This window comes from Salmonella enterica subsp. diarizonae (assembly GCF_008692785.1).
Taxonomy (GTDB): domain Bacteria; phylum Pseudomonadota; class Gammaproteobacteria; order Enterobacterales; family Enterobacteriaceae; genus Salmonella; species Salmonella diarizonae.
Genome location: NZ_VXJV01000003.1, coordinates 405,127 through 421,286 on the forward strand (window position 1 = coordinate 405,127; position 16,160 = coordinate 421,286).

Consider the following 16,160-nt stretch of genomic DNA (forward strand, 5'->3'; position numbering starts at 1 on the left):
ACGTGGCTGGGGGTGAACAAACGCCGTCAACGTAGAAGTAGCCTGAAGAATGAAGGGTATCTACCCAAAAGAACCGGGAGGGGGATTGATGTCTCAGCCAGCAAAAGTCTTGCTGTTGTATGCCCATCCGGAATCTCAGGACTCGGTCGCTAACCGGGTACTGCTTAAACCGGCCATACAGCACAATAACGTAACCGTGCACGATCTTTATGCGCGCTATCCTGATTTTTTTATTGATACGCCCTATGAACAAGCCTTGCTACGTGAGCACGACGTCATTGTTTTTCAGCATCCCCTTTACACCTATAGCTGTCCGGCTTTACTGAAAGAATGGCTTGATCGTGTTCTGAGTCGGGGGTTCGCCAGCGGACCAGGAGGAAACCAACTGGTGGGAAAGTACTGGCGTAGCGTGATTACGACCGGCGAGCCGGAGAGCGCTTACCGGTATGACGCGCTAAACCGCTATCCGATGAGCGATGTACTGCGCCCCTTTGAACTGACCGCGGCTATGTGCCGGATGCACTGGATGCCTCCCATTATTGTGTATTGGGCGCGCCGCCAGTCGCCGCAGGCGCTGGCCAGTCATGCGCAAGCTTATGGTGAGTGGCTGGCGAATCCTGTGAGCGCGGGGGGCTATTGATGGAAGGTGCTGATTTATTGATGGCGGGAACGCTGTTTCTCTTCGCGGCGGTCGTGGCGGTGCCGCTGGCGGCCAGGTTGGGCATTGGCGCGGTATTAGGGTATTTGCTGGCGGGAATCGCCATCGGCCCGTGGGGGCTGGGATTTATCAGCGATGTTGACGAGATCCTGCACTTTTCCGAACTGGGCGTCGTGTTTCTGATGTTTATCATTGGCCTCGAACTTAATCCTTCCCGGCTTTGGCAACTGCGGCGTTCTATCTTCGGCGTCGGCGCTGCTCAGGTGCTGCTAAGCGCGGCGGTGCTGTCGGGATTACTGATGCTTGCTGATTTCTTATGGCAGGCGGCGGTAGTCGGCGGGATTGGCCTGGCGATGTCTTCGACGGCGATGGCGCTACAACTGATGCGCGAGAAAGGCATGAACCGTAGCGAGTCCGGGCAGCTAGGGTTTTCAGTCTTATTGTTTCAGGATTTAGCGGTGATCCCCGCGCTGGCGTTGGTGCCTTTATTGGCGGGATCTGCCGACGAGCATTTTGACTGGTTTAAAGTGGCAATGAAGGTACTGGCCTTTGTGGTAATGCTGATTGGCGGGCGCTACCTGCTGCGCCCGGTATTTCGTTTTATTGCTGCGTCCGGCGTACGAGAGGTTTTCACTGCCGCGACGTTGTTGCTGGTGCTGAGCGCCGCCTTATTTATGGATGCGCTGGGACTGTCGATGGCTCTGGGAACCTTTATTGCCGGCGTTTTACTGGCAGAGAGTGAATACCGGCATGAGCTGGAAAACGCTATCGATCCGTTTAAAGGTTTACTGCTTGGGTTGTTCTTTATCTCTGTCGGTATGTCGCTAAATCTTGGCGTACTTTATACCCATTTACTGTGGGTGGCGGCGGGCGTCGTTATCCTGGTCGTCATAAAAATGCTGACGCTGTATCTCCTGGCGCGGCTATATGGAATAAGAAGTTCTGAACGGATGCAGTTTGCCAGCGTGCTGAGTCAGGGGGGCGAGTTCGCTTTTGTGCTCTTTTCTACCGCCTCTTCTCAGCGTCTGTTTCAGGGCGATCAGATGGCGTTATTATTGGTGACTGTCACGTTATCAATGATGACCACGCCGCTACTGATGAAAGGGATTGATAAGTGGTTATCGCACCGTCTTAACGGCCCGGAAGAGAATGATGAAAAGCCGTGGGTCGAAGATGATAAACCCCAGGTGATTGTCGTCGGCTTTGGCCGTTTTGGTCAGGTGATCGCTCGCTTATTGATGGCGAATAAGATGCGTATCACCGTGCTGGAACGCGATATCGGCGCCGTTAATCTGATGCGCAAATATGGTTATAAAGTGTATTACGGCGATGCTACACAAGTAGAGCTGCTGCGTTCTGCGGGCGCGGAGGCGGCGGAGTCGATAGTCATTACGTGTAATGAACCGGAAGATACGATGAAGCTGGTGGAATTGTGTCAGCAGCATTTTCCGCATCTGCATATTCTTGCGCGAGCGCGCGGACGTGTGGAGGCGCATGAGTTATTACAGGCTGGGGTCACGCAGTTTTCCCGTGAAACGTTTTCCAGCGCGCTGGAACTGGGACGTAAGACTCTGGTGTCGTTAGGTATGCATCCGCATCAGGCGCAGCGCGCGCAGTTGCATTTTCGTCGGCTGGATATGCGAATGTTGCGGGAGCTGATCCCTGAGCATACCGACACGGTACAGATTTCGCGCGCCAGAGAGGCCCGACGCGAGCTGGAGGAGATTTTTCAGCGCGAAATGCAACAGGAGCGGCGCCAGTTGGATGGCTGGGATGAATTTGAGTAGAGGTGAACAATGGCAATCCGTAAACGTTTTATTGCAGGCGCGAAATGTCCGGCCTGTCAGGCACAGGATACAATGGCGATGTGGCGTGAAAATAATGTCGATATTGTTGAATGCGTTAAGTGCGGGCATCAAATGCGGGAAGCAGATAAAGACATTCGCGAGCATGTTCGCAAAGAAGAGCAAGTGATCGGGATTTTTCATCCGGACTAGCGATATGCCGCAGGTTTTTTTAAGCTAAGGGGTACACGGCTGCAGAATTCCGCTACAATCTGCGCCACTATTCTTCCCATGCTCAGGAGATATCATGAAAGTAGCAAAAGACCTGGTGGTCAGCCTGGCCTATCAGGTACGTACAGAAGACGGTGTGTTGGTTGATGAGTCTCCGGTGAGTGCGCCGCTGGATTACCTGCACGGCCACGGCTCTCTGATCTCTGGCCTGGAAACCGCGCTGGAAGGCCATGAAGTTGGCGACAAATTTGATGTCGCTGTTGGCGCGAACGACGCTTACGGCCAGTATGACGAAAATCTGGTGCAGCGCGTGCCTAAAGACGTCTTTATGGGCGTTGATGAACTGCAGGTAGGTATGCGCTTCCTGGCGGAAACCGACCAGGGTCCGGTACCGGTAGAAATTACCGAAGTGGAAGACGATCACGTTGTGGTTGATGGTAACCACATGCTGGCTGGCCAGAATCTGAAATTTAACGTAGAAGTTGTTGCGATTCGGGAAGCGACTGAAGAAGAACTGGCTCACGGTCATGTTCACGGCGCGCACGATCACCACCACGATCACGGTGAAGACGGCTGCTGCGGCGGTCATGGTCATGACCATGGTCACGAGCACGGCGGCGAAGGCTGCTGCGGCGGTGGTGGTAAAGGCGGCTGCGGCTGTCATTAATCCCCGTCGTCTTTCAAGCCACCGCGGTGTTGGCTACGCTTTCAAACCCCGGTCACATAGTTATCTATGCTCCCGGGGAATTTGCAAGCTTGCCGCCTTGCTGTGACTCGAAATCCTTAGGGTATTATCATCGGTTCGATAAATCATCGGACACAAAAAAAGCGGGTTAACCCGCTTTTTTTTCGTCTCAATAATGCGGCGGCGGCGTTTCTTCTGCCTGAGAGGCGATATTTGACGGCTGACTGGCTTTTAACTTTTCCGTGAGCAAACGCAGATGATCGCGTAGCTTCGCCATCTCCATTTCATGTGCGGTTACCGTCAGGTTTAGTTCTTCTATGGTAATCTCCTGGAATGCCAGACGGCTTTCCAGTTCAGCCAGACGAGCTTCCATCGTGATATCCTGCATGATGTACCTCTTTATGTTGTCTCCGTCGGCGGATTCTACTTAACTTTACCGGCTTTCACAGCAACCATTACGCGCCCTACGAAACTAATTTAAACAAAAAGAGTCTGAAAAGAAGTGATAATAGGGCGTGTTCGTATGTTGATTTGTTCTGCAACGATTTATAGTACGCTTCTTATGTAAGTTAACATGGGGCGAGATGCCCCGGCCCTGGAGATATGGATGAAATCACTGTTTAAAGCCACGCTGCTGGCAACTACGATGGCCGTTGCTCTGCACGCTCCGATCACTTTTGCTGCTGATGCGGCGAAACCGGCAGCTACCGCTGATAGCAAAGCAGCCTTTAAAAACGACGATCAAAAAGCGGCTTATGCGCTGGGCGCCTCGCTGGGTCGTTACATGGAAAATTCGCTTAAAGAGCAGGAAAAGTTGGGCATCAAACTGGATAAAGATCAGTTGATTGCCGGCGTTCAGGATGCCTTTGCCGATAAGAGCAAACTGTCCGATCAGGAAATCGAGCAAACGTTGCAGACGTTTGAAGCACGCGTGAAGAGCGCTGCTCAGGCGAAGATGGAAAAAGACGCTGCCGATAACGAAGCAAAAGGCAAAACGTTCCGCGACGCTTTTGCTAAAGAGAAAGGCGTGAAAACCTCCTCTACCGGTCTGCTTTACAAAGTAGAGAAAGAGGGCACAGGCGAGGCGCCGAAAGATAGCGATACCGTTGTGGTGAACTACAAAGGTACGCTGATCGACGGTAAAGAGTTTGATAACTCTTACACGCGCGGCGAACCGCTCTCCTTCCGTCTGGACGGCGTTATCCCTGGCTGGACTGAAGGCCTGAAAAATATTAAGAAAGGCGGCAAGATCAAGCTGGTTATCCCACCGGCGCTGGCCTACGGCAAAACAGGCGTTCCGGGTATCCCGGCGAACTCCACCCTGGTATTCGACGTAGAGCTGCTGGATATCAAACCAGCGCCGAAAGCGGATGCTAAACCTGCCGATGCGGCTGACGCTAAAGCCGCAGATGCTGCTAAAAAATAAAAATTGAGAGCCGCCGCTTGTTATAGCGGCGGTTTTTTTTATGCAGGCCGGATATATTACTCACCATAATTTGATTTGCGGATAACGGCGCTTGCGCCGGTCGTTAAGGGCGAGACCGTGGCTGAATGACCGCCAACGCACACGCAGCCTGAAATAGACGAGTAAATTAGTACTGGAAAGAGGAACCCTCACTGTATTAATTTAATCATCCGCGTAAATAATGAGCCTGCCCTGAAAACATAACGACAGGCTCCTGAAAAGGAGTGTTTTTTTTCATGTCCAGGTCGCTTTTAACCAACGAAACCAGTGAGCTTGATTTGCTGGATCAGCGTCCCTTCGATCAAACCGACTTCGATATTCTGAAATCCTACGAAGCGGTAGTGGACGGGTTAGCGATGCTTATAGGTTCCCATTGTGAAATCGTATTGCACTCTTTGCAGGATTTAAAATGTTCAGCCATTCGTATTGCCAACGGCGAACATACGGGCCGTAAAATTGGCTCGCCGATTACCGACCTTGCGTTGCGCATGTTGCACGATATGACAGGGGCGGACAGTAGCGTGTCGAAATGCTATTTCACGCGCGCGAAAAGCGGTGTCTTGATGAAGTCGTTGACGATTGCCATTCGCAACCGCGAGCATCGCGTTATTGGTCTACTGTGCATCAACATGAATCTTGATGTGCCATTTTCACAGATTATGAATACCTTTATTCCGCCGGAAACGCCGGAAGTCGGCTCAGCGGTTAATTTTGCCTCCTCGGTAGAAGATTTAGTCACCCAGACGCTGGAATTCACTATCGAAGAGGTGAATGCCGATCGTAATGTCTCTAACAATGCGAAAAATCGTCAGATTGTCCTTAACCTGTACGAAAAAGGTATTTTCGATATTAAAGACGCCATCAACCAGGTAGCCGATCGTCTGAATATCTCAAAACACACGGTTTACCTCTATATTCGCCAGTTCAAAAGCGGCGATTTTCAGGGGCAGGATAAATAATGCGTTATGCCATTATGGTCACCGGGCCGGCATATGGCACCCAGCAGGCCAGCAGCGCATTGCAGTTCGCCCACGCGCTGCTTAATGAGGGGCATGAGTTAGTCAGCGTCTTTTTCTATCGGGAGGGTGTCTATAACGCCAATCTCCTGACCGCGCCGGCGAGCGATGAATATGATCTGGTACGCGCCTGGCAGAAATTGAATACGCAGCATGGCGTGGCGCTGAACATCTGTGTGGCGGCGGCGCTTCGTCGCGGTATTATTGATGAAACTGAAGCAGGCAGACTGGGGGTGCCGTCCGCCAATCTTCAGCCGGGCTTTACGCTAAGCGGACTGGGCGCGCTGGCGGAGGCATCTCTCACCTGCGATCGGGTGGTGCAGTTTTAATGAAACGTATTGCATTTGTCTTTTCCACCGCGCCGCATGGCAGCGCCTCAGGCCGTGAAGGGCTGGATGCGTTGTTGGCGACGTCAGCGTTAACGGAAGCGCTGGGCGTCTTTTTTATCAGTGACGGCGTCTTTCAGTTATTACCCGGGCAAAAACCAGACGCCGTGTTGGCGCGTGACTATATTGCTACTTTCAAACTCTTTGATTTGTACGATATTGATCAATGCTGGATCTGCGCGGCATCGCTGCGCGAGCGTGGTCTGGAGAACGTCAATTTTGTGGTAGACGCCACGCCGCTTGAACCCGTGGCGTTACGCCGCGAGCTTGGCAACTATGATGTCATCCTGAGATTCTGAGTCGTTTATGCTGCATACCTTACCCCATTGCGCTTCGGGCGTTGATTTTCCCGCTTTGCTGCGCCTGCTAAAAGAGGGCGATGCGCTTTTATTGCTCCAGGATGGCGTTACCGTCGCTATTGAAGGTAACCGCTTCCTTGAAAGTCTGCGCGACGCCCCCATAACAGTCTATGCCTTGAAAGAAGACATTGACGCCCGCGGCCTGGGTGGTCAAATTTCAGACAGTGTCGTCAGGGTTGACTATACTGAGTTTGTCAGACTCACGGTTAAGTATGCCAACCAGATGGCCTGGTGATGGCGGGATCGTTGTATATTTCTTGACACCTTTTCGACACCGCCCTAAAATTCGGCGTCCTCATATTGTGTGAGGGCGTTTTATTACGTGTTTACGAAGCAAAAGCTAAAACCAGGAGCTATTTAATGGCAACAGTTAACCAGCTGGTACGCAAACCACGTGCTCGCAAAGTTGCGAAAAGCAACGTGCCTGCGCTGGAAGCATGCCCGCAAAAACGTGGTGTATGTACTCGTGTATATACTACCACTCCTAAAAAACCGAACTCCGCACTGCGTAAAGTTTGCCGTGTTCGTCTGACTAACGGTTTTGAAGTGACTTCCTACATCGGTGGTGAAGGTCACAACCTGCAGGAGCACTCCGTGATCCTGATCCGTGGCGGTCGTGTTAAAGACCTCCCGGGTGTTCGTTACCACACCGTTCGTGGCGCGCTTGACTGCTCCGGCGTTAAAGACCGTAAGCAAGCTCGTTCTAAGTACGGCGTGAAGCGTCCTAAGGCTTAATGGTTCTCCGTTAAGTAAGGCCAAACGTTTTAAATTAATGTCAAACTAAACTCGTAGAGTTTTGGACAATCCTGAATTAACAACGGAGTATTTCCATGCCACGTCGTCGCGTCATTGGTCAGCGTAAAATTCTGCCGGATCCGAAGTTCGGATCAGAACTGCTGGCTAAATTTGTCAATATCCTGATGGTAGATGGTAAAAAATCTACTGCAGAATCAATCGTATACAGTGCGCTGGAGACCCTGGCTCAGCGTTCTGGTAAATCTGAACTGGAAGCTTTCGAAGTAGCTCTCGAAAACGTGCGCCCGACTGTCGAAGTTAAGTCTCGCCGCGTTGGTGGTTCTACTTATCAGGTACCAGTTGAAGTCCGTCCGGTTCGTCGTAATGCTCTGGCAATGCGTTGGATCGTTGAAGCTGCTCGTAAACGCGGTGATAAATCCATGGCTCTGCGCCTGGCGAACGAACTTTCTGATGCTGCAGACAACAAAGGTACTGCAGTTAAGAAACGTGAAGACGTTCACCGTATGGCAGAAGCCAACAAGGCGTTCGCACACTACCGTTGGTAATCCCTTCGGAGTCATAGTCACCAGGCGGGCGCTTCAGGTAAGTCGCCCGTTTTGGATAACTTAACTGAACGCCTAAAGATATCAACGAGGAATCAAATGGCTCGTACAACACCCATCGCACGCTACCGTAATATCGGTATCAGTGCGCACATCGACGCCGGTAAAACCACTACTACCGAACGTATTCTGTTCTACACCGGTGTAAACCACAAAATCGGTGAAGTTCATGACGGCGCAGCTACCATGGACTGGATGGAGCAGGAGCAGGAGCGTGGTATTACTATCACCTCCGCAGCGACTACTGCATTCTGGTCTGGTATGGCTAAGCAGTATGAACCGCATCGCATCAACATCATCGACACCCCGGGGCACGTTGACTTCACCATCGAAGTAGAACGTTCCATGCGTGTTCTCGATGGTGCGGTAATGGTTTACTGCGCAGTTGGTGGTGTTCAGCCGCAGTCTGAAACCGTATGGCGTCAGGCAAACAAATACAAAGTTCCGCGTATTGCGTTCGTTAACAAAATGGACCGCATGGGCGCGAACTTCCTGAAAGTTGTTGGTCAGATCAAAACCCGTCTGGGCGCGAACCCGGTTCCGCTGCAGTTGGCAATTGGTGCTGAAGAAGGTTTCACCGGTGTTGTTGACCTGGTGAAAATGAAAGCCATCAACTGGAACGAAGCAGACGCAGGCGTTACCTTCACTTATGAAGATATCCCGGCTGACATGCAGGACCTGGCTGACGAATGGCACCAGAACCTGATCGAGTCCGCTGCGGAAGCTTCTGAAGAGCTGATGGAAAAATACCTGGGCGGTGAAGAACTGACTGAAGAAGAGATCAAACAAGCTCTGCGTCAGCGTGTTCTGAACAACGAAATCATCCTGGTAACCTGTGGTTCTGCATTCAAGAACAAAGGTGTTCAGGCGATGCTGGATGCGGTAATTGATTACCTGCCATCCCCGGTAGACGTACCTGCGATCAACGGTATTCTGGATGACGGTAAAGATACTCCGGCTGAGCGTCACGCAAGCGACGACGAGCCGTTCTCTGCGCTGGCGTTCAAAATCGCTACCGACCCGTTTGTAGGTAACCTGACCTTCTTCCGTGTGTACTCCGGTGTGGTTAACTCTGGCGACACCGTAATGAACTCCGTGAAAGCTGCACGTGAGCGTTTCGGTCGTATCGTTCAGATGCACGCGAACAAACGTGAAGAGATCAAAGAAGTTCGCGCGGGCGACATCGCTGCTGCTATCGGCCTGAAAGACGTGACTACCGGTGACACCCTGTGTGATCCGGAAAACCCGATCATTCTGGAACGTATGGAATTCCCTGAGCCGGTAATCTCCATCGCGGTTGAACCGAAAACCAAAGCTGACCAGGAAAAAATGGGTCTGGCTCTGGGCCGTCTGGCGAAAGAAGACCCGTCGTTCCGCGTATGGACTGACGAAGAATCTAACCAGACTATCATCGCTGGTATGGGCGAGCTGCACCTCGACATCATCGTTGACCGTATGAAGCGTGAATTCAACGTTGAAGCGAACGTTGGTAAGCCTCAGGTTGCTTACCGCGAAGCGATTCGCGCGAAAGTTACCGATATCGAAGGTAAACACGCGAAACAGTCCGGTGGTCGCGGTCAGTATGGTCATGTTGTTATCGACATGTACCCGCTGGAGCCGGGCTCTAACCCGAAAGGTTACGAGTTCATCAACGACATTAAAGGTGGTGTAATTCCTGGCGAATACATCCCGGCCGTTGATAAAGGCATCCAGGAGCAGCTGAAGTCTGGCCCGCTGGCGGGTTATCCGGTAGTTGATCTCGGCGTGCGTCTGCACTTCGGTTCTTACCATGACGTTGACTCCTCTGAGCTGGCGTTTAAACTGGCTGCGTCTATCGCCTTTAAAGAAGGCTTTAAGAAAGCAAAACCAGTTCTGCTTGAGCCGATCATGAAGGTTGAAGTAGAAACACCAGAAGAGAATACCGGTGACGTTATCGGCGACCTTAGCCGCCGTCGTGGTATGCTCAAAGGTCAGGAATCTGAAGTTACAGGCGTTAAGATCCACGCTGAAGTACCGCTGTCTGAAATGTTCGGATATGCAACTCAGCTGCGTTCTCTGACCAAAGGTCGCGCATCGTACACTATGGAATTCCTGAAGTATGATGATGCGCCGAACAACGTTGCTCAGGCCGTAATCGAAGCCCGTGGTAAATAAGCCGCAGGGTTAAAAACCAAAATCCCGTGCTCTCTCCTGAAGGGGAGAGCGCTATAGTAAGGAATATAGCCGTGTCTAAAGAAAAATTTGAACGTACAAAACCGCACGTTAACGTCGGCACCATCGGCCACGTTGACCACGGTAAAACTACCCTGACCGCTGCCATCACTACCGTACTGGCTAAAACCTACGGCGGTGCTGCTCGTGCATTCGACCAGATCGATAACGCGCCGGAAGAAAAAGCGCGTGGTATCACCATCAACACTTCTCACGTTGAATACGATACCCCGACCCGCCACTACGCACACGTAGACTGCCCGGGGCACGCCGACTATGTTAAAAACATGATCACCGGTGCTGCGCAGATGGACGGCGCGATCCTGGTTGTTGCTGCGACTGACGGCCCGATGCCGCAGACCCGTGAGCACATCCTGCTGGGTCGTCAGGTAGGCGTTCCGTACATTATCGTGTTCCTGAACAAATGCGACATGGTTGATGACGAAGAGCTGCTGGAACTGGTAGAAATGGAAGTTCGTGAACTTCTGTCTCAGTACGACTTCCCGGGCGACGACACGCCAATCGTTCGTGGTTCTGCTCTGAAAGCGCTGGAAGGCGACGCAGAGTGGGAAGCGAAAATCATCGAACTGGCTGGCTTCCTGGATTCTTACATCCCGGAACCAGAGCGTGCGATTGACAAGCCGTTCCTGCTGCCGATCGAAGACGTATTCTCCATCTCCGGTCGTGGTACCGTTGTTACCGGTCGTGTAGAGCGCGGTATCATCAAAGTGGGCGAAGAAGTTGAAATCGTTGGTATCAAAGAGACTCAGAAGTCTACCTGTACTGGCGTTGAAATGTTCCGCAAGCTGCTGGACGAAGGCCGTGCTGGTGAGAACGTAGGTGTTCTGCTGCGTGGTATCAAACGTGAAGAAATCGAACGTGGTCAGGTACTGGCTAAGCCGGGCACCATCAAGCCGCACACCAAGTTCGAATCTGAAGTGTATATTCTGTCCAAAGATGAAGGCGGCCGTCATACTCCGTTCTTCAAAGGCTACCGTCCGCAGTTCTACTTCCGTACCACTGACGTGACTGGCACCATCGAACTGCCGGAAGGCGTGGAGATGGTAATGCCGGGCGACAACATCAAAATGGTTGTTACCCTGATCCACCCGATCGCGATGGACGACGGTCTGCGTTTCGCAATCCGTGAAGGCGGCCGTACCGTTGGCGCGGGCGTTGTTGCTAAAGTTCTCGGCTAATTACTCGTTAATTAGTTTTGAATTGAAAAGGGCGCTTAGGCGCCCTTTTTTGTTGCCTGCTATTTAGTCGCCGTTATATTTATTCGCCCTTTTTAACGTTTCTCCCGTGGCGTAAATCGCTTTGTGCTATTGTAATCATAACCATTCTCATTTACACTTTGCGCAGAAATTGAACGGGAGCGATCATGTACGTTTGTTTGTGTAATGGTATAAGCGATAAAAAAATCCGCCAGGCTGTACGACAATTTCATCCACAGTCATTTCAACAGTTGCGTAAATTTATTCCTGTGGGAAATCAATGTGGTAAGTGTATTCGCGCCGCGCGAGAAGTGATGCAGGATGAGTTAACACAAATGCCGGAATTTAAAGAGATCGCCTGAGTCACACTCTTTTTTTTGACATCCCTGTAGCCCCATCTACGCTCTAGAGAGTGGAAGCGGAGGGACTATAAAATGAAAGGTGATGTTAAAATCATAAATTATCTCAATAAACTATTGGGAAATGAGCTTGTCGCAATTAATCAGTATTTTCTTCATGCCCGTATGTTTAAAAACTGGGGGCTGACCCGGCTTAATGATGTTGAGTACCATGAATCCATTGATGAGATGAAACACGCGGATAAGTACATTGAGCGTATCTTATTTCTGGAAGGCATACCGAACCTACAGGATCTGGGTAAGCTGGGCATCGGTGAAGATGTCGAAGAGATGTTACGATCGGATCTCCGGCTTGAGCTGGAAGGCGCAAAAGACCTACGTGAGGCAATAGCCTATGCCGATAGCGTTCATGATTATGTCAGTCGGGATATGATGATTGAAATCCTTGCTGACGAGGAAGGCCACATCGACTGGCTGGAAACTGAGCTGGATTTGATTGCCAAACTCGGCATGCAAAATTATCTGCAATCACAAATTAAGGTTACCGATTAACCATCCGGAAAGAAATCTTTCCAACTTGTCATGAAACCCGCCACCGTCAGCCATGGCCCAAAAGGTAGCGGGTTTATTAATGCCGATTTACCTCTCACCAGTAGCGCGACGCCAAAGCCACCACAGGCCAGCATGGTGGCAAGGAAAATCAGTAATGGTAGTCCTTCCCAACAATGCCACGCCCCTAAGGCAGCAAGGAACTTGACGTCACCATACCCCAGTCCCTCTTTCTGATAACGCAGGCGATAGCCCCAGTAAATTAACGCGAATCCGCCATAGCCGGCGATAGCGCCCCAAAGCGCATCCGGTAAACGCTCCGGCAGGCAAATCTGGTGATAAAGCAGACCACCCCACAGCAATGGACAGGTAAACCGGTCAGGCAGCAGGCCGGTACGCGCGTCGTATATGCCAAGCAATAAAGAGAACGACGCATAAAAGATCAGAAAGAGAAGGGCGACAAACATAAGCAAATCCTCGTCAAAGCTTGTGCTCACCTTTATAGATTTATGCGACAGCGACAACGACGTATTGCCAGCTTTGCCTGATGCCTTCCAAAGAAAAGATGCGCGTTGCTATCTCATGCGCGCTATCTGGAATCATGCCCGCATAAGGATAAAGTGTTTAATTTCTATCCGACACTTGCGTCAGGCTGAGATTTACGTATAATGCGCGGGCTTGTCGTAATTGACGGCAGGTTCGATTTGAACCTCGAATAGCCGATTTGGCTATTTAACAATGCTCCCAATCGGGGAGCTACGTAAGAACGGTTACACTCTCCCATCAATCGTAATGGGTGTGAGGAGTAATCATTTTCGTTTATAAAATAATTGGAGCTCTGGTCTCATGCAGAACCAAAGAATCCGTATCCGCCTGAAAGCGTTTGATCATCGTCTGATCGATCAATCAACCGCGGAAATCGTCGAGACTGCCAAGCGCACTGGTGCGCAGGTTCGCGGTCCGATCCCGCTGCCGACCCGCAAAGAGCGCTTTACCGTTCTGATTTCTCCGCACGTTAACAAAGATGCGCGCGATCAGTACGAAATTCGCACTCACAAGCGTCTGGTTGACATCGTTGAGCCAACCGAGAAAACCGTTGATGCTCTGATGCGTCTGGACCTGGCTGCCGGTGTAGACGTGCAGATCAGCCTGGGTTAATCAGGTCATCGAGCGATTGAGAGGTTGATACAATGATTGGTTTAGTCGGTAAAAAAGTGGGTATGACCCGCATCTTCACTGAAGATGGCGTCTCTATCCCAGTAACCGTAATCGAAGTTGAAGCAAACCGTGTTACTCAGGTTAAAGACCTGGCTAACGATGGCTACCGCGCTGTTCAGGTTACTACGGGTGCTAAAAAAGCTAACCGTGTCACCAAGCCGGAAGCGGGTCACTTTGCTAAAGCTGGCGTAGAAGCTGGCCGTGGTCTGTGGGAATTCCGTCTGGCTGAAGGCGAAGAATACACCGTAGGTCAGAGCATCAGCGTTGAACTGTTTGCTGACGTTAAAAAAGTTGACGTAACCGGTACCTCTAAAGGTAAAGGTTTCGCAGGTACCGTTAAGCGCTGGAACTTCCGTACCCAGGACGCGACTCACGGTAACTCCTTGTCTCACCGCGTTCCGGGTTCTATCGGTCAGAACCAGACTCCGGGCAAAGTGTTCAAAGGCAAGAAAATGGCAGGTCAGATGGGTAATGAGCGCGTAACCGTTCAGAGCCTTGACGTAGTACGCGTTGACGCTGAGCGCAACCTGCTGCTGGTTAAGGGTGGTGTTCCGGGTGCAACCGGTTGCGACCTGATCGTTAAACCAGCTGTGAAGGCGTAAGGGGATAGCAATGGAATTAGTATTGAAAGACGCGCAGAGCGCGCTGACTGTTTCCGAAACTACCTTCGGTCGTGATTTCAACGAAGCGCTGGTTCACCAGGTTGTTGTTGCTTATGCAGCTGGTGCTCGTCAGGGTACTCGTGCTCAGAAGACTCGTGCTGAAGTAACTGGTTCCGGTAAAAAACCGTGGCGCCAGAAAGGCACAGGCCGTGCGCGTTCAGGTTCTATCAAGAGCCCGATCTGGCGTTCTGGTGGCGTGACCTTCGCTGCTCGTCCGCAGGACCACAGTCAAAAAGTTAACAAGAAGATGTACCGCGGCGCGCTGAAAAGCATCCTGTCCGAACTGGTACGTCAGGATCGTCTGATCGTTGTCGAAAAGTTCTCTGTAGAAGCGCCGAAAACTAAGCTGCTGGCACAGAAACTGAAAGACATGGCTCTGGAAGATGTGCTGATCATCACCGGTGAGCTGGACGAGAACCTGTTCCTGGCCGCACGTAACCTGCACAAGGTTGACGTACGCGATGCGACTGGTATCGACCCGGTTAGCCTGATCGCCTTCGACAAAGTCGTAATGACTGCTGATGCTGTTAAGCAAGTTGAGGAGATGCTGGCATGATTCGTGAAGAACGTCTGCTGAAGGTGCTGCGCGCACCGCACGTTTCTGAAAAAGCGTCTACTGCGATGGAAAAAACCAACACCATCGTTCTCAAAGTTGCTAAAGACGCGACCAAAGCAGAAATCAAAGCTGCTGTGCAGAAACTGTTTGAAGTCGAAGTCGAAGTCGTTAACACCCTGGTTGTTAAAGGGAAAGTTAAACGTCACGGACAGCGTATCGGTCGTCGTAGCGACTGGAAAAAAGCTTACGTCACCCTGAAAGAAGGCCAGAATCTGGACTTCGTCGGCGGCGCTGAGTAAGTCGGAGGAGTAATACAATGGCAGTTGTTAAATGTAAACCGACATCTCCGGGTCGTCGCCACGTCGTTAAAGTGGTCAACCCAGAGCTGCACAAGGGCAAACCTTTTGCTCCGCTGGTTGAAAAAAACAGCAAATCCGGTGGTCGTAACAACAATGGCCGTATCACCACTCGTCATATCGGTGGTGGTCACAAACAGGCTTACCGTATTGTTGACTTCAAACGCAACAAAGACGGTATCCCGGCAGTTGTTGAACGTCTTGAGTACGATCCGAACCGTTCCGCGAACATCGCGCTGGTTCTGTACAAAGACGGCGAACGCCGTTACATCCTGGCCCCGAAAGGCCTGAAAGCTGGCGACCAGATTCAGTCTGGCGTTGATGCTGCAATCAAAGCAGGCAACACCCTGCCGATGCGCAATATCCCGGTTGGTTCTACCGTTCATAACGTAGAAATGAAACCAGGTAAAGGCGGTCAGCTGGCGCGTTCCGCTGGTACTTACGTTCAGATCGTTGCTCGCGATGGCGCTTATGTCACCCTGCGTCTGCGTTCTGGTGAAATGCGTAAAGTCGAAGCAGACTGCCGTGCAACCCTGGGCGAAGTTGGCAATGCTGAGCATATGCTGCGCGTTCTGGGTAAAGCAGGTGCTGCACGCTGGCGTGGCGTTCGTCCTACCGTTCGCGGTACTGCGATGAACCCAGTAGATCACCCACATGGTGGTGGTGAAGGTCGTAACTTTGGTAAGCACCCGGTAACTCCGTGGGGCGTTCAGACCAAAGGTAAGAAGACCCGCAGCAACAAGCGTACCGATAAATTCATCGTACGTCGCCGTAGCAAATAATTTTAGAGGATAAGCCATGCCACGTTCTCTCAAGAAAGGTCCTTTTATTGACCTGCACTTGCTGAAGAAGGTAGAGAAAGCGGTGGAAAGCGGAGACAAGAAGCCCCTGCGCACCTGGTCCCGTCGTTCAACGATCTTTCCTAACATGATCGGTTTGACCATCGCTGTCCATAATGGTCGTCAGCACGTTCCGGTATTTGTTTCCGACGAAATGGTCGGTCACAAACTGGGTGAATTCGCACCGACTCGTACTTATCGCGGCCACGCTGCTGATAAAAAAGCGAAGAAGAAATAAGGTAGGAGGAAGA

23 protein-coding genes are annotated in these 16,160 nt (G+C 51.4%); 21 read left to right on the forward strand and 2 right to left on the reverse strand.

Annotated elements, in window-relative coordinates:
• Nucleotides 1-88 precede the first annotated feature (88 nt).
• From kefG to slyD, 4 genes are all read left to right on the forward strand, one after another.
• Nucleotides 89-640: a glutathione-regulated potassium-efflux system ancillary protein KefG gene (kefG, locus tag F4V72_RS08835; protein WP_023247905.1), complete on the forward strand. Its 552-nt coding sequence runs from the start codon at nucleotides 89-91 to the stop codon at nucleotides 638-640.
• Nucleotides 640-2,445, forward strand: a complete 1,806-nt coding sequence (kefB, locus tag F4V72_RS08840; protein WP_136057972.1) for a glutathione-regulated potassium-efflux system protein KefB — start codon at nucleotides 640-642, stop codon at nucleotides 2,443-2,445. Before kefG ends, kefB begins: the two co-directional genes overlap by 1 nt.
• A gap of 9 nt (nucleotides 2,446-2,454) precedes the next feature.
• Nucleotides 2,455-2,655, forward strand: a complete 201-nt coding sequence (locus F4V72_RS08845; RefSeq protein WP_053507944.1) for a YheV family putative zinc ribbon protein — start codon at nucleotides 2,455-2,457, stop codon at nucleotides 2,653-2,655.
• 94 nt (nucleotides 2,656-2,749) lie between these two features.
• Nucleotides 2,750-3,340: a peptidylprolyl isomerase gene (gene slyD / locus F4V72_RS08850; protein ID WP_000861341.1), complete on the forward strand. Its 591-nt coding sequence runs from the start codon at nucleotides 2,750-2,752 to the stop codon at nucleotides 3,338-3,340.
• Between the two features lie 187 nt (nucleotides 3,341-3,527).
• Here the strand turns inward: slyD and F4V72_RS08855 are convergent, their stop codons facing one another.
• Nucleotides 3,528-3,746 carry a protein SlyX gene (locus F4V72_RS08855; protein WP_001152701.1) on the reverse strand — a complete coding sequence of 73 codons (219 nt, stop codon included), beginning with the start codon at nucleotides 3,744-3,746 and terminating at the stop codon, nucleotides 3,528-3,530.
• Between the two features lie 219 nt (nucleotides 3,747-3,965).
• Here F4V72_RS08855 and fkpA point away from each other — a divergent pair, with 219 nt between their 5' ends.
• The 11 genes from fkpA to bfr all read left to right on the forward strand — a co-directional run bounded on the left by fkpA (nucleotide 3,966) and on the right by bfr (nucleotide 12,281).
• The gene (gene fkpA, locus F4V72_RS08860) at nucleotides 3,966-4,784 is read left to right on the forward strand and encodes an FKBP-type peptidyl-prolyl cis-trans isomerase (protein WP_023247908.1); all 819 of its coding nucleotides are present in this window, start codon (nucleotides 3,966-3,968) and stop codon (nucleotides 4,782-4,784) included.
• Between the two features lie 275 nt (nucleotides 4,785-5,059).
• Nucleotides 5,060-5,782, forward strand: a complete 723-nt coding sequence (locus F4V72_RS08865; protein WP_000091462.1) for a helix-turn-helix transcriptional regulator — start codon at nucleotides 5,060-5,062, stop codon at nucleotides 5,780-5,782.
• Nucleotides 5,782-6,168, forward strand: a complete 387-nt coding sequence (gene tusD / locus F4V72_RS08870; protein WP_023247909.1) for a sulfurtransferase complex subunit TusD — start codon at nucleotides 5,782-5,784, stop codon at nucleotides 6,166-6,168. The genes F4V72_RS08865 and tusD overlap by 1 nt, the downstream gene beginning before the upstream one ends.
• Nucleotides 6,168-6,524, forward strand: a complete 357-nt coding sequence (gene tusC / locus F4V72_RS08875) for a sulfurtransferase complex subunit TusC (protein WP_000820705.1) — start codon at nucleotides 6,168-6,170, stop codon at nucleotides 6,522-6,524. The genes tusD and tusC overlap by 1 nt, the downstream gene beginning before the upstream one ends.
• 7 nt (nucleotides 6,525-6,531) lie before the next feature.
• Complete coding sequence (gene tusB / locus F4V72_RS08880; RefSeq protein ID WP_000903398.1) at nucleotides 6,532-6,819, forward strand: sulfurtransferase complex subunit TusB; 288 nt, start codon at nucleotides 6,532-6,534, stop codon at nucleotides 6,817-6,819.
• Nucleotides 6,820-6,944: 125 nt separating this feature from the next.
• A complete protein-coding gene (rpsL, locus tag F4V72_RS08885) occupies nucleotides 6,945-7,319 on the forward strand; it encodes a 30S ribosomal protein S12 (RefSeq protein ID WP_000246815.1) in 375 nt (124 codons plus the stop codon).
• A 95-nt stretch (nucleotides 7,320-7,414) separates the two neighbouring features.
• Nucleotides 7,415-7,885 (forward strand): 30S ribosomal protein S7, encoded by a 471-nt coding sequence (gene rpsG / locus F4V72_RS08890; RefSeq protein WP_001138042.1) that lies wholly within the window; start codon nucleotides 7,415-7,417, stop codon nucleotides 7,883-7,885.
• 96 nt (nucleotides 7,886-7,981) lie between these two features.
• The gene (fusA, locus tag F4V72_RS08895; RefSeq protein ID WP_023247910.1) at nucleotides 7,982-10,096 is read left to right on the forward strand and encodes an elongation factor G; all 2,115 of its coding nucleotides are present in this window, start codon (nucleotides 7,982-7,984) and stop codon (nucleotides 10,094-10,096) included.
• Nucleotides 10,097-10,167: 71 nt separating this feature from the next.
• Complete coding sequence (gene tuf / locus F4V72_RS08900) at nucleotides 10,168-11,352, forward strand: elongation factor Tu (protein ID WP_000031748.1); 1,185 nt, start codon at nucleotides 10,168-10,170, stop codon at nucleotides 11,350-11,352.
• 185 nt (nucleotides 11,353-11,537) lie between these two features.
• Nucleotides 11,538-11,732, forward strand: a complete 195-nt coding sequence (gene bfd, locus F4V72_RS08905) for a bacterioferritin-associated ferredoxin (RefSeq protein ID WP_000289082.1) — start codon at nucleotides 11,538-11,540, stop codon at nucleotides 11,730-11,732.
• A 72-nt stretch (nucleotides 11,733-11,804) separates the two neighbouring features.
• A complete protein-coding gene (bfr, locus tag F4V72_RS08910) occupies nucleotides 11,805-12,281 on the forward strand; it encodes a bacterioferritin (protein WP_000675530.1) in 477 nt (158 codons plus the stop codon).
• Here the strand turns inward: bfr and hopD are convergent.
• A complete protein-coding gene (gene hopD / locus F4V72_RS08915; RefSeq protein ID WP_023246889.1) occupies nucleotides 12,278-12,745 on the reverse strand; it encodes a prepilin peptidase in 468 nt (155 codons plus the stop codon). The genes bfr and hopD overlap by 4 nt on opposite strands.
• A 379-nt stretch (nucleotides 12,746-13,124) precedes the next feature.
• On the opposite strand from hopD, the gene rpsJ reads away from it, so the two are divergent.
• From rpsJ to rpsS, 6 genes are read left to right on the forward strand one after another with little or no spacing between them, the layout of a single operon-like run.
• Nucleotides 13,125-13,436, forward strand: coding sequence for a 30S ribosomal protein S10 (rpsJ, locus tag F4V72_RS08920; protein ID WP_001181005.1), 312 nt, complete (start codon nucleotides 13,125-13,127; stop codon nucleotides 13,434-13,436).
• Between the two features lie 32 nt (nucleotides 13,437-13,468).
• Nucleotides 13,469-14,098, forward strand: a complete 630-nt coding sequence (gene rplC, locus F4V72_RS08925) for a 50S ribosomal protein L3 (RefSeq protein WP_000579838.1) — start codon at nucleotides 13,469-13,471, stop codon at nucleotides 14,096-14,098.
• Between the two features lie 10 nt (nucleotides 14,099-14,108).
• A complete protein-coding gene (rplD, locus tag F4V72_RS08930) occupies nucleotides 14,109-14,714 on the forward strand; it encodes a 50S ribosomal protein L4 (RefSeq protein ID WP_000424395.1) in 606 nt (201 codons plus the stop codon).
• Nucleotides 14,711-15,013 (forward strand): 50S ribosomal protein L23, encoded by a 303-nt coding sequence (gene rplW, locus F4V72_RS08935; RefSeq protein ID WP_000617546.1) that lies wholly within the window; start codon nucleotides 14,711-14,713, stop codon nucleotides 15,011-15,013. Before rplD ends, rplW begins: the two co-directional genes overlap by 4 nt.
• A gap of 17 nt (nucleotides 15,014-15,030) precedes the next feature.
• The gene (gene rplB, locus F4V72_RS08940; RefSeq protein WP_000301869.1) at nucleotides 15,031-15,852 is read left to right on the forward strand and encodes a 50S ribosomal protein L2; all 822 of its coding nucleotides are present in this window, start codon (nucleotides 15,031-15,033) and stop codon (nucleotides 15,850-15,852) included.
• 16 nt (nucleotides 15,853-15,868) lie between these two features.
• Nucleotides 15,869-16,147, forward strand: coding sequence for a 30S ribosomal protein S19 (rpsS, locus tag F4V72_RS08945; RefSeq protein ID WP_001138115.1), 279 nt, complete (start codon nucleotides 15,869-15,871; stop codon nucleotides 16,145-16,147).
• Nucleotides 16,148-16,160: the final 13 nt, after the last annotated feature.

Coding starts and splice junctions, on each gene's coding strand:
- F4V72_RS08855 (WP_001152701.1), bottom strand. CDS start 3,746: ATGCAGGATATCACGATGGAAGCTCGTCTGGCTGAACTGGAAAGCCGT.
- rpsG (WP_001138042.1), top strand. CDS start 7,415: ATGCCACGTCGTCGCGTCATTGGTCAGCGTAAAATTCTGCCGGATCCG.
- bfr (WP_000675530.1), top strand. CDS start 11,805: ATGAAAGGTGATGTTAAAATCATAAATTATCTCAATAAACTATTGGGA.
- rplD (WP_000424395.1), top strand. CDS start 14,109: ATGGAATTAGTATTGAAAGACGCGCAGAGCGCGCTGACTGTTTCCGAA.
- bfd (WP_000289082.1), top strand. CDS start 11,538: ATGTACGTTTGTTTGTGTAATGGTATAAGCGATAAAAAAATCCGCCAG.
- rplC (WP_000579838.1), top strand. CDS start 13,469: ATGATTGGTTTAGTCGGTAAAAAAGTGGGTATGACCCGCATCTTCACT.
- rpsL (WP_000246815.1), top strand. CDS start 6,945: ATGGCAACAGTTAACCAGCTGGTACGCAAACCACGTGCTCGCAAAGTT.
- fusA (WP_023247910.1), top strand. CDS start 7,982: ATGGCTCGTACAACACCCATCGCACGCTACCGTAATATCGGTATCAGT.
- F4V72_RS08865 (WP_000091462.1), top strand. CDS start 5,060: ATGTCCAGGTCGCTTTTAACCAACGAAACCAGTGAGCTTGATTTGCTG.
- rpsS (WP_001138115.1), top strand. CDS start 15,869: ATGCCACGTTCTCTCAAGAAAGGTCCTTTTATTGACCTGCACTTGCTG.
- hopD (WP_023246889.1), bottom strand. CDS start 12,745: ATGTTTGTCGCCCTTCTCTTTCTGATCTTTTATGCGTCGTTCTCTTTA.
- tusD (WP_023247909.1), top strand. CDS start 5,782: ATGCGTTATGCCATTATGGTCACCGGGCCGGCATATGGCACCCAGCAG.
- rplW (WP_000617546.1), top strand. CDS start 14,711: ATGATTCGTGAAGAACGTCTGCTGAAGGTGCTGCGCGCACCGCACGTT.
- kefG (WP_023247905.1), top strand. CDS start 89: ATGTCTCAGCCAGCAAAAGTCTTGCTGTTGTATGCCCATCCGGAATCT.
- fkpA (WP_023247908.1), top strand. CDS start 3,966: ATGAAATCACTGTTTAAAGCCACGCTGCTGGCAACTACGATGGCCGTT.
- tusC (WP_000820705.1), top strand. CDS start 6,168: ATGAAACGTATTGCATTTGTCTTTTCCACCGCGCCGCATGGCAGCGCC.
- kefB (WP_136057972.1), top strand. CDS start 640: ATGGAAGGTGCTGATTTATTGATGGCGGGAACGCTGTTTCTCTTCGCG.
- F4V72_RS08845 (WP_053507944.1), top strand. CDS start 2,455: ATGGCAATCCGTAAACGTTTTATTGCAGGCGCGAAATGTCCGGCCTGT.
- slyD (WP_000861341.1), top strand. CDS start 2,750: ATGAAAGTAGCAAAAGACCTGGTGGTCAGCCTGGCCTATCAGGTACGT.
- rpsJ (WP_001181005.1), top strand. CDS start 13,125: ATGCAGAACCAAAGAATCCGTATCCGCCTGAAAGCGTTTGATCATCGT.
- rplB (WP_000301869.1), top strand. CDS start 15,031: ATGGCAGTTGTTAAATGTAAACCGACATCTCCGGGTCGTCGCCACGTC.
- tusB (WP_000903398.1), top strand. CDS start 6,532: ATGCTGCATACCTTACCCCATTGCGCTTCGGGCGTTGATTTTCCCGCT.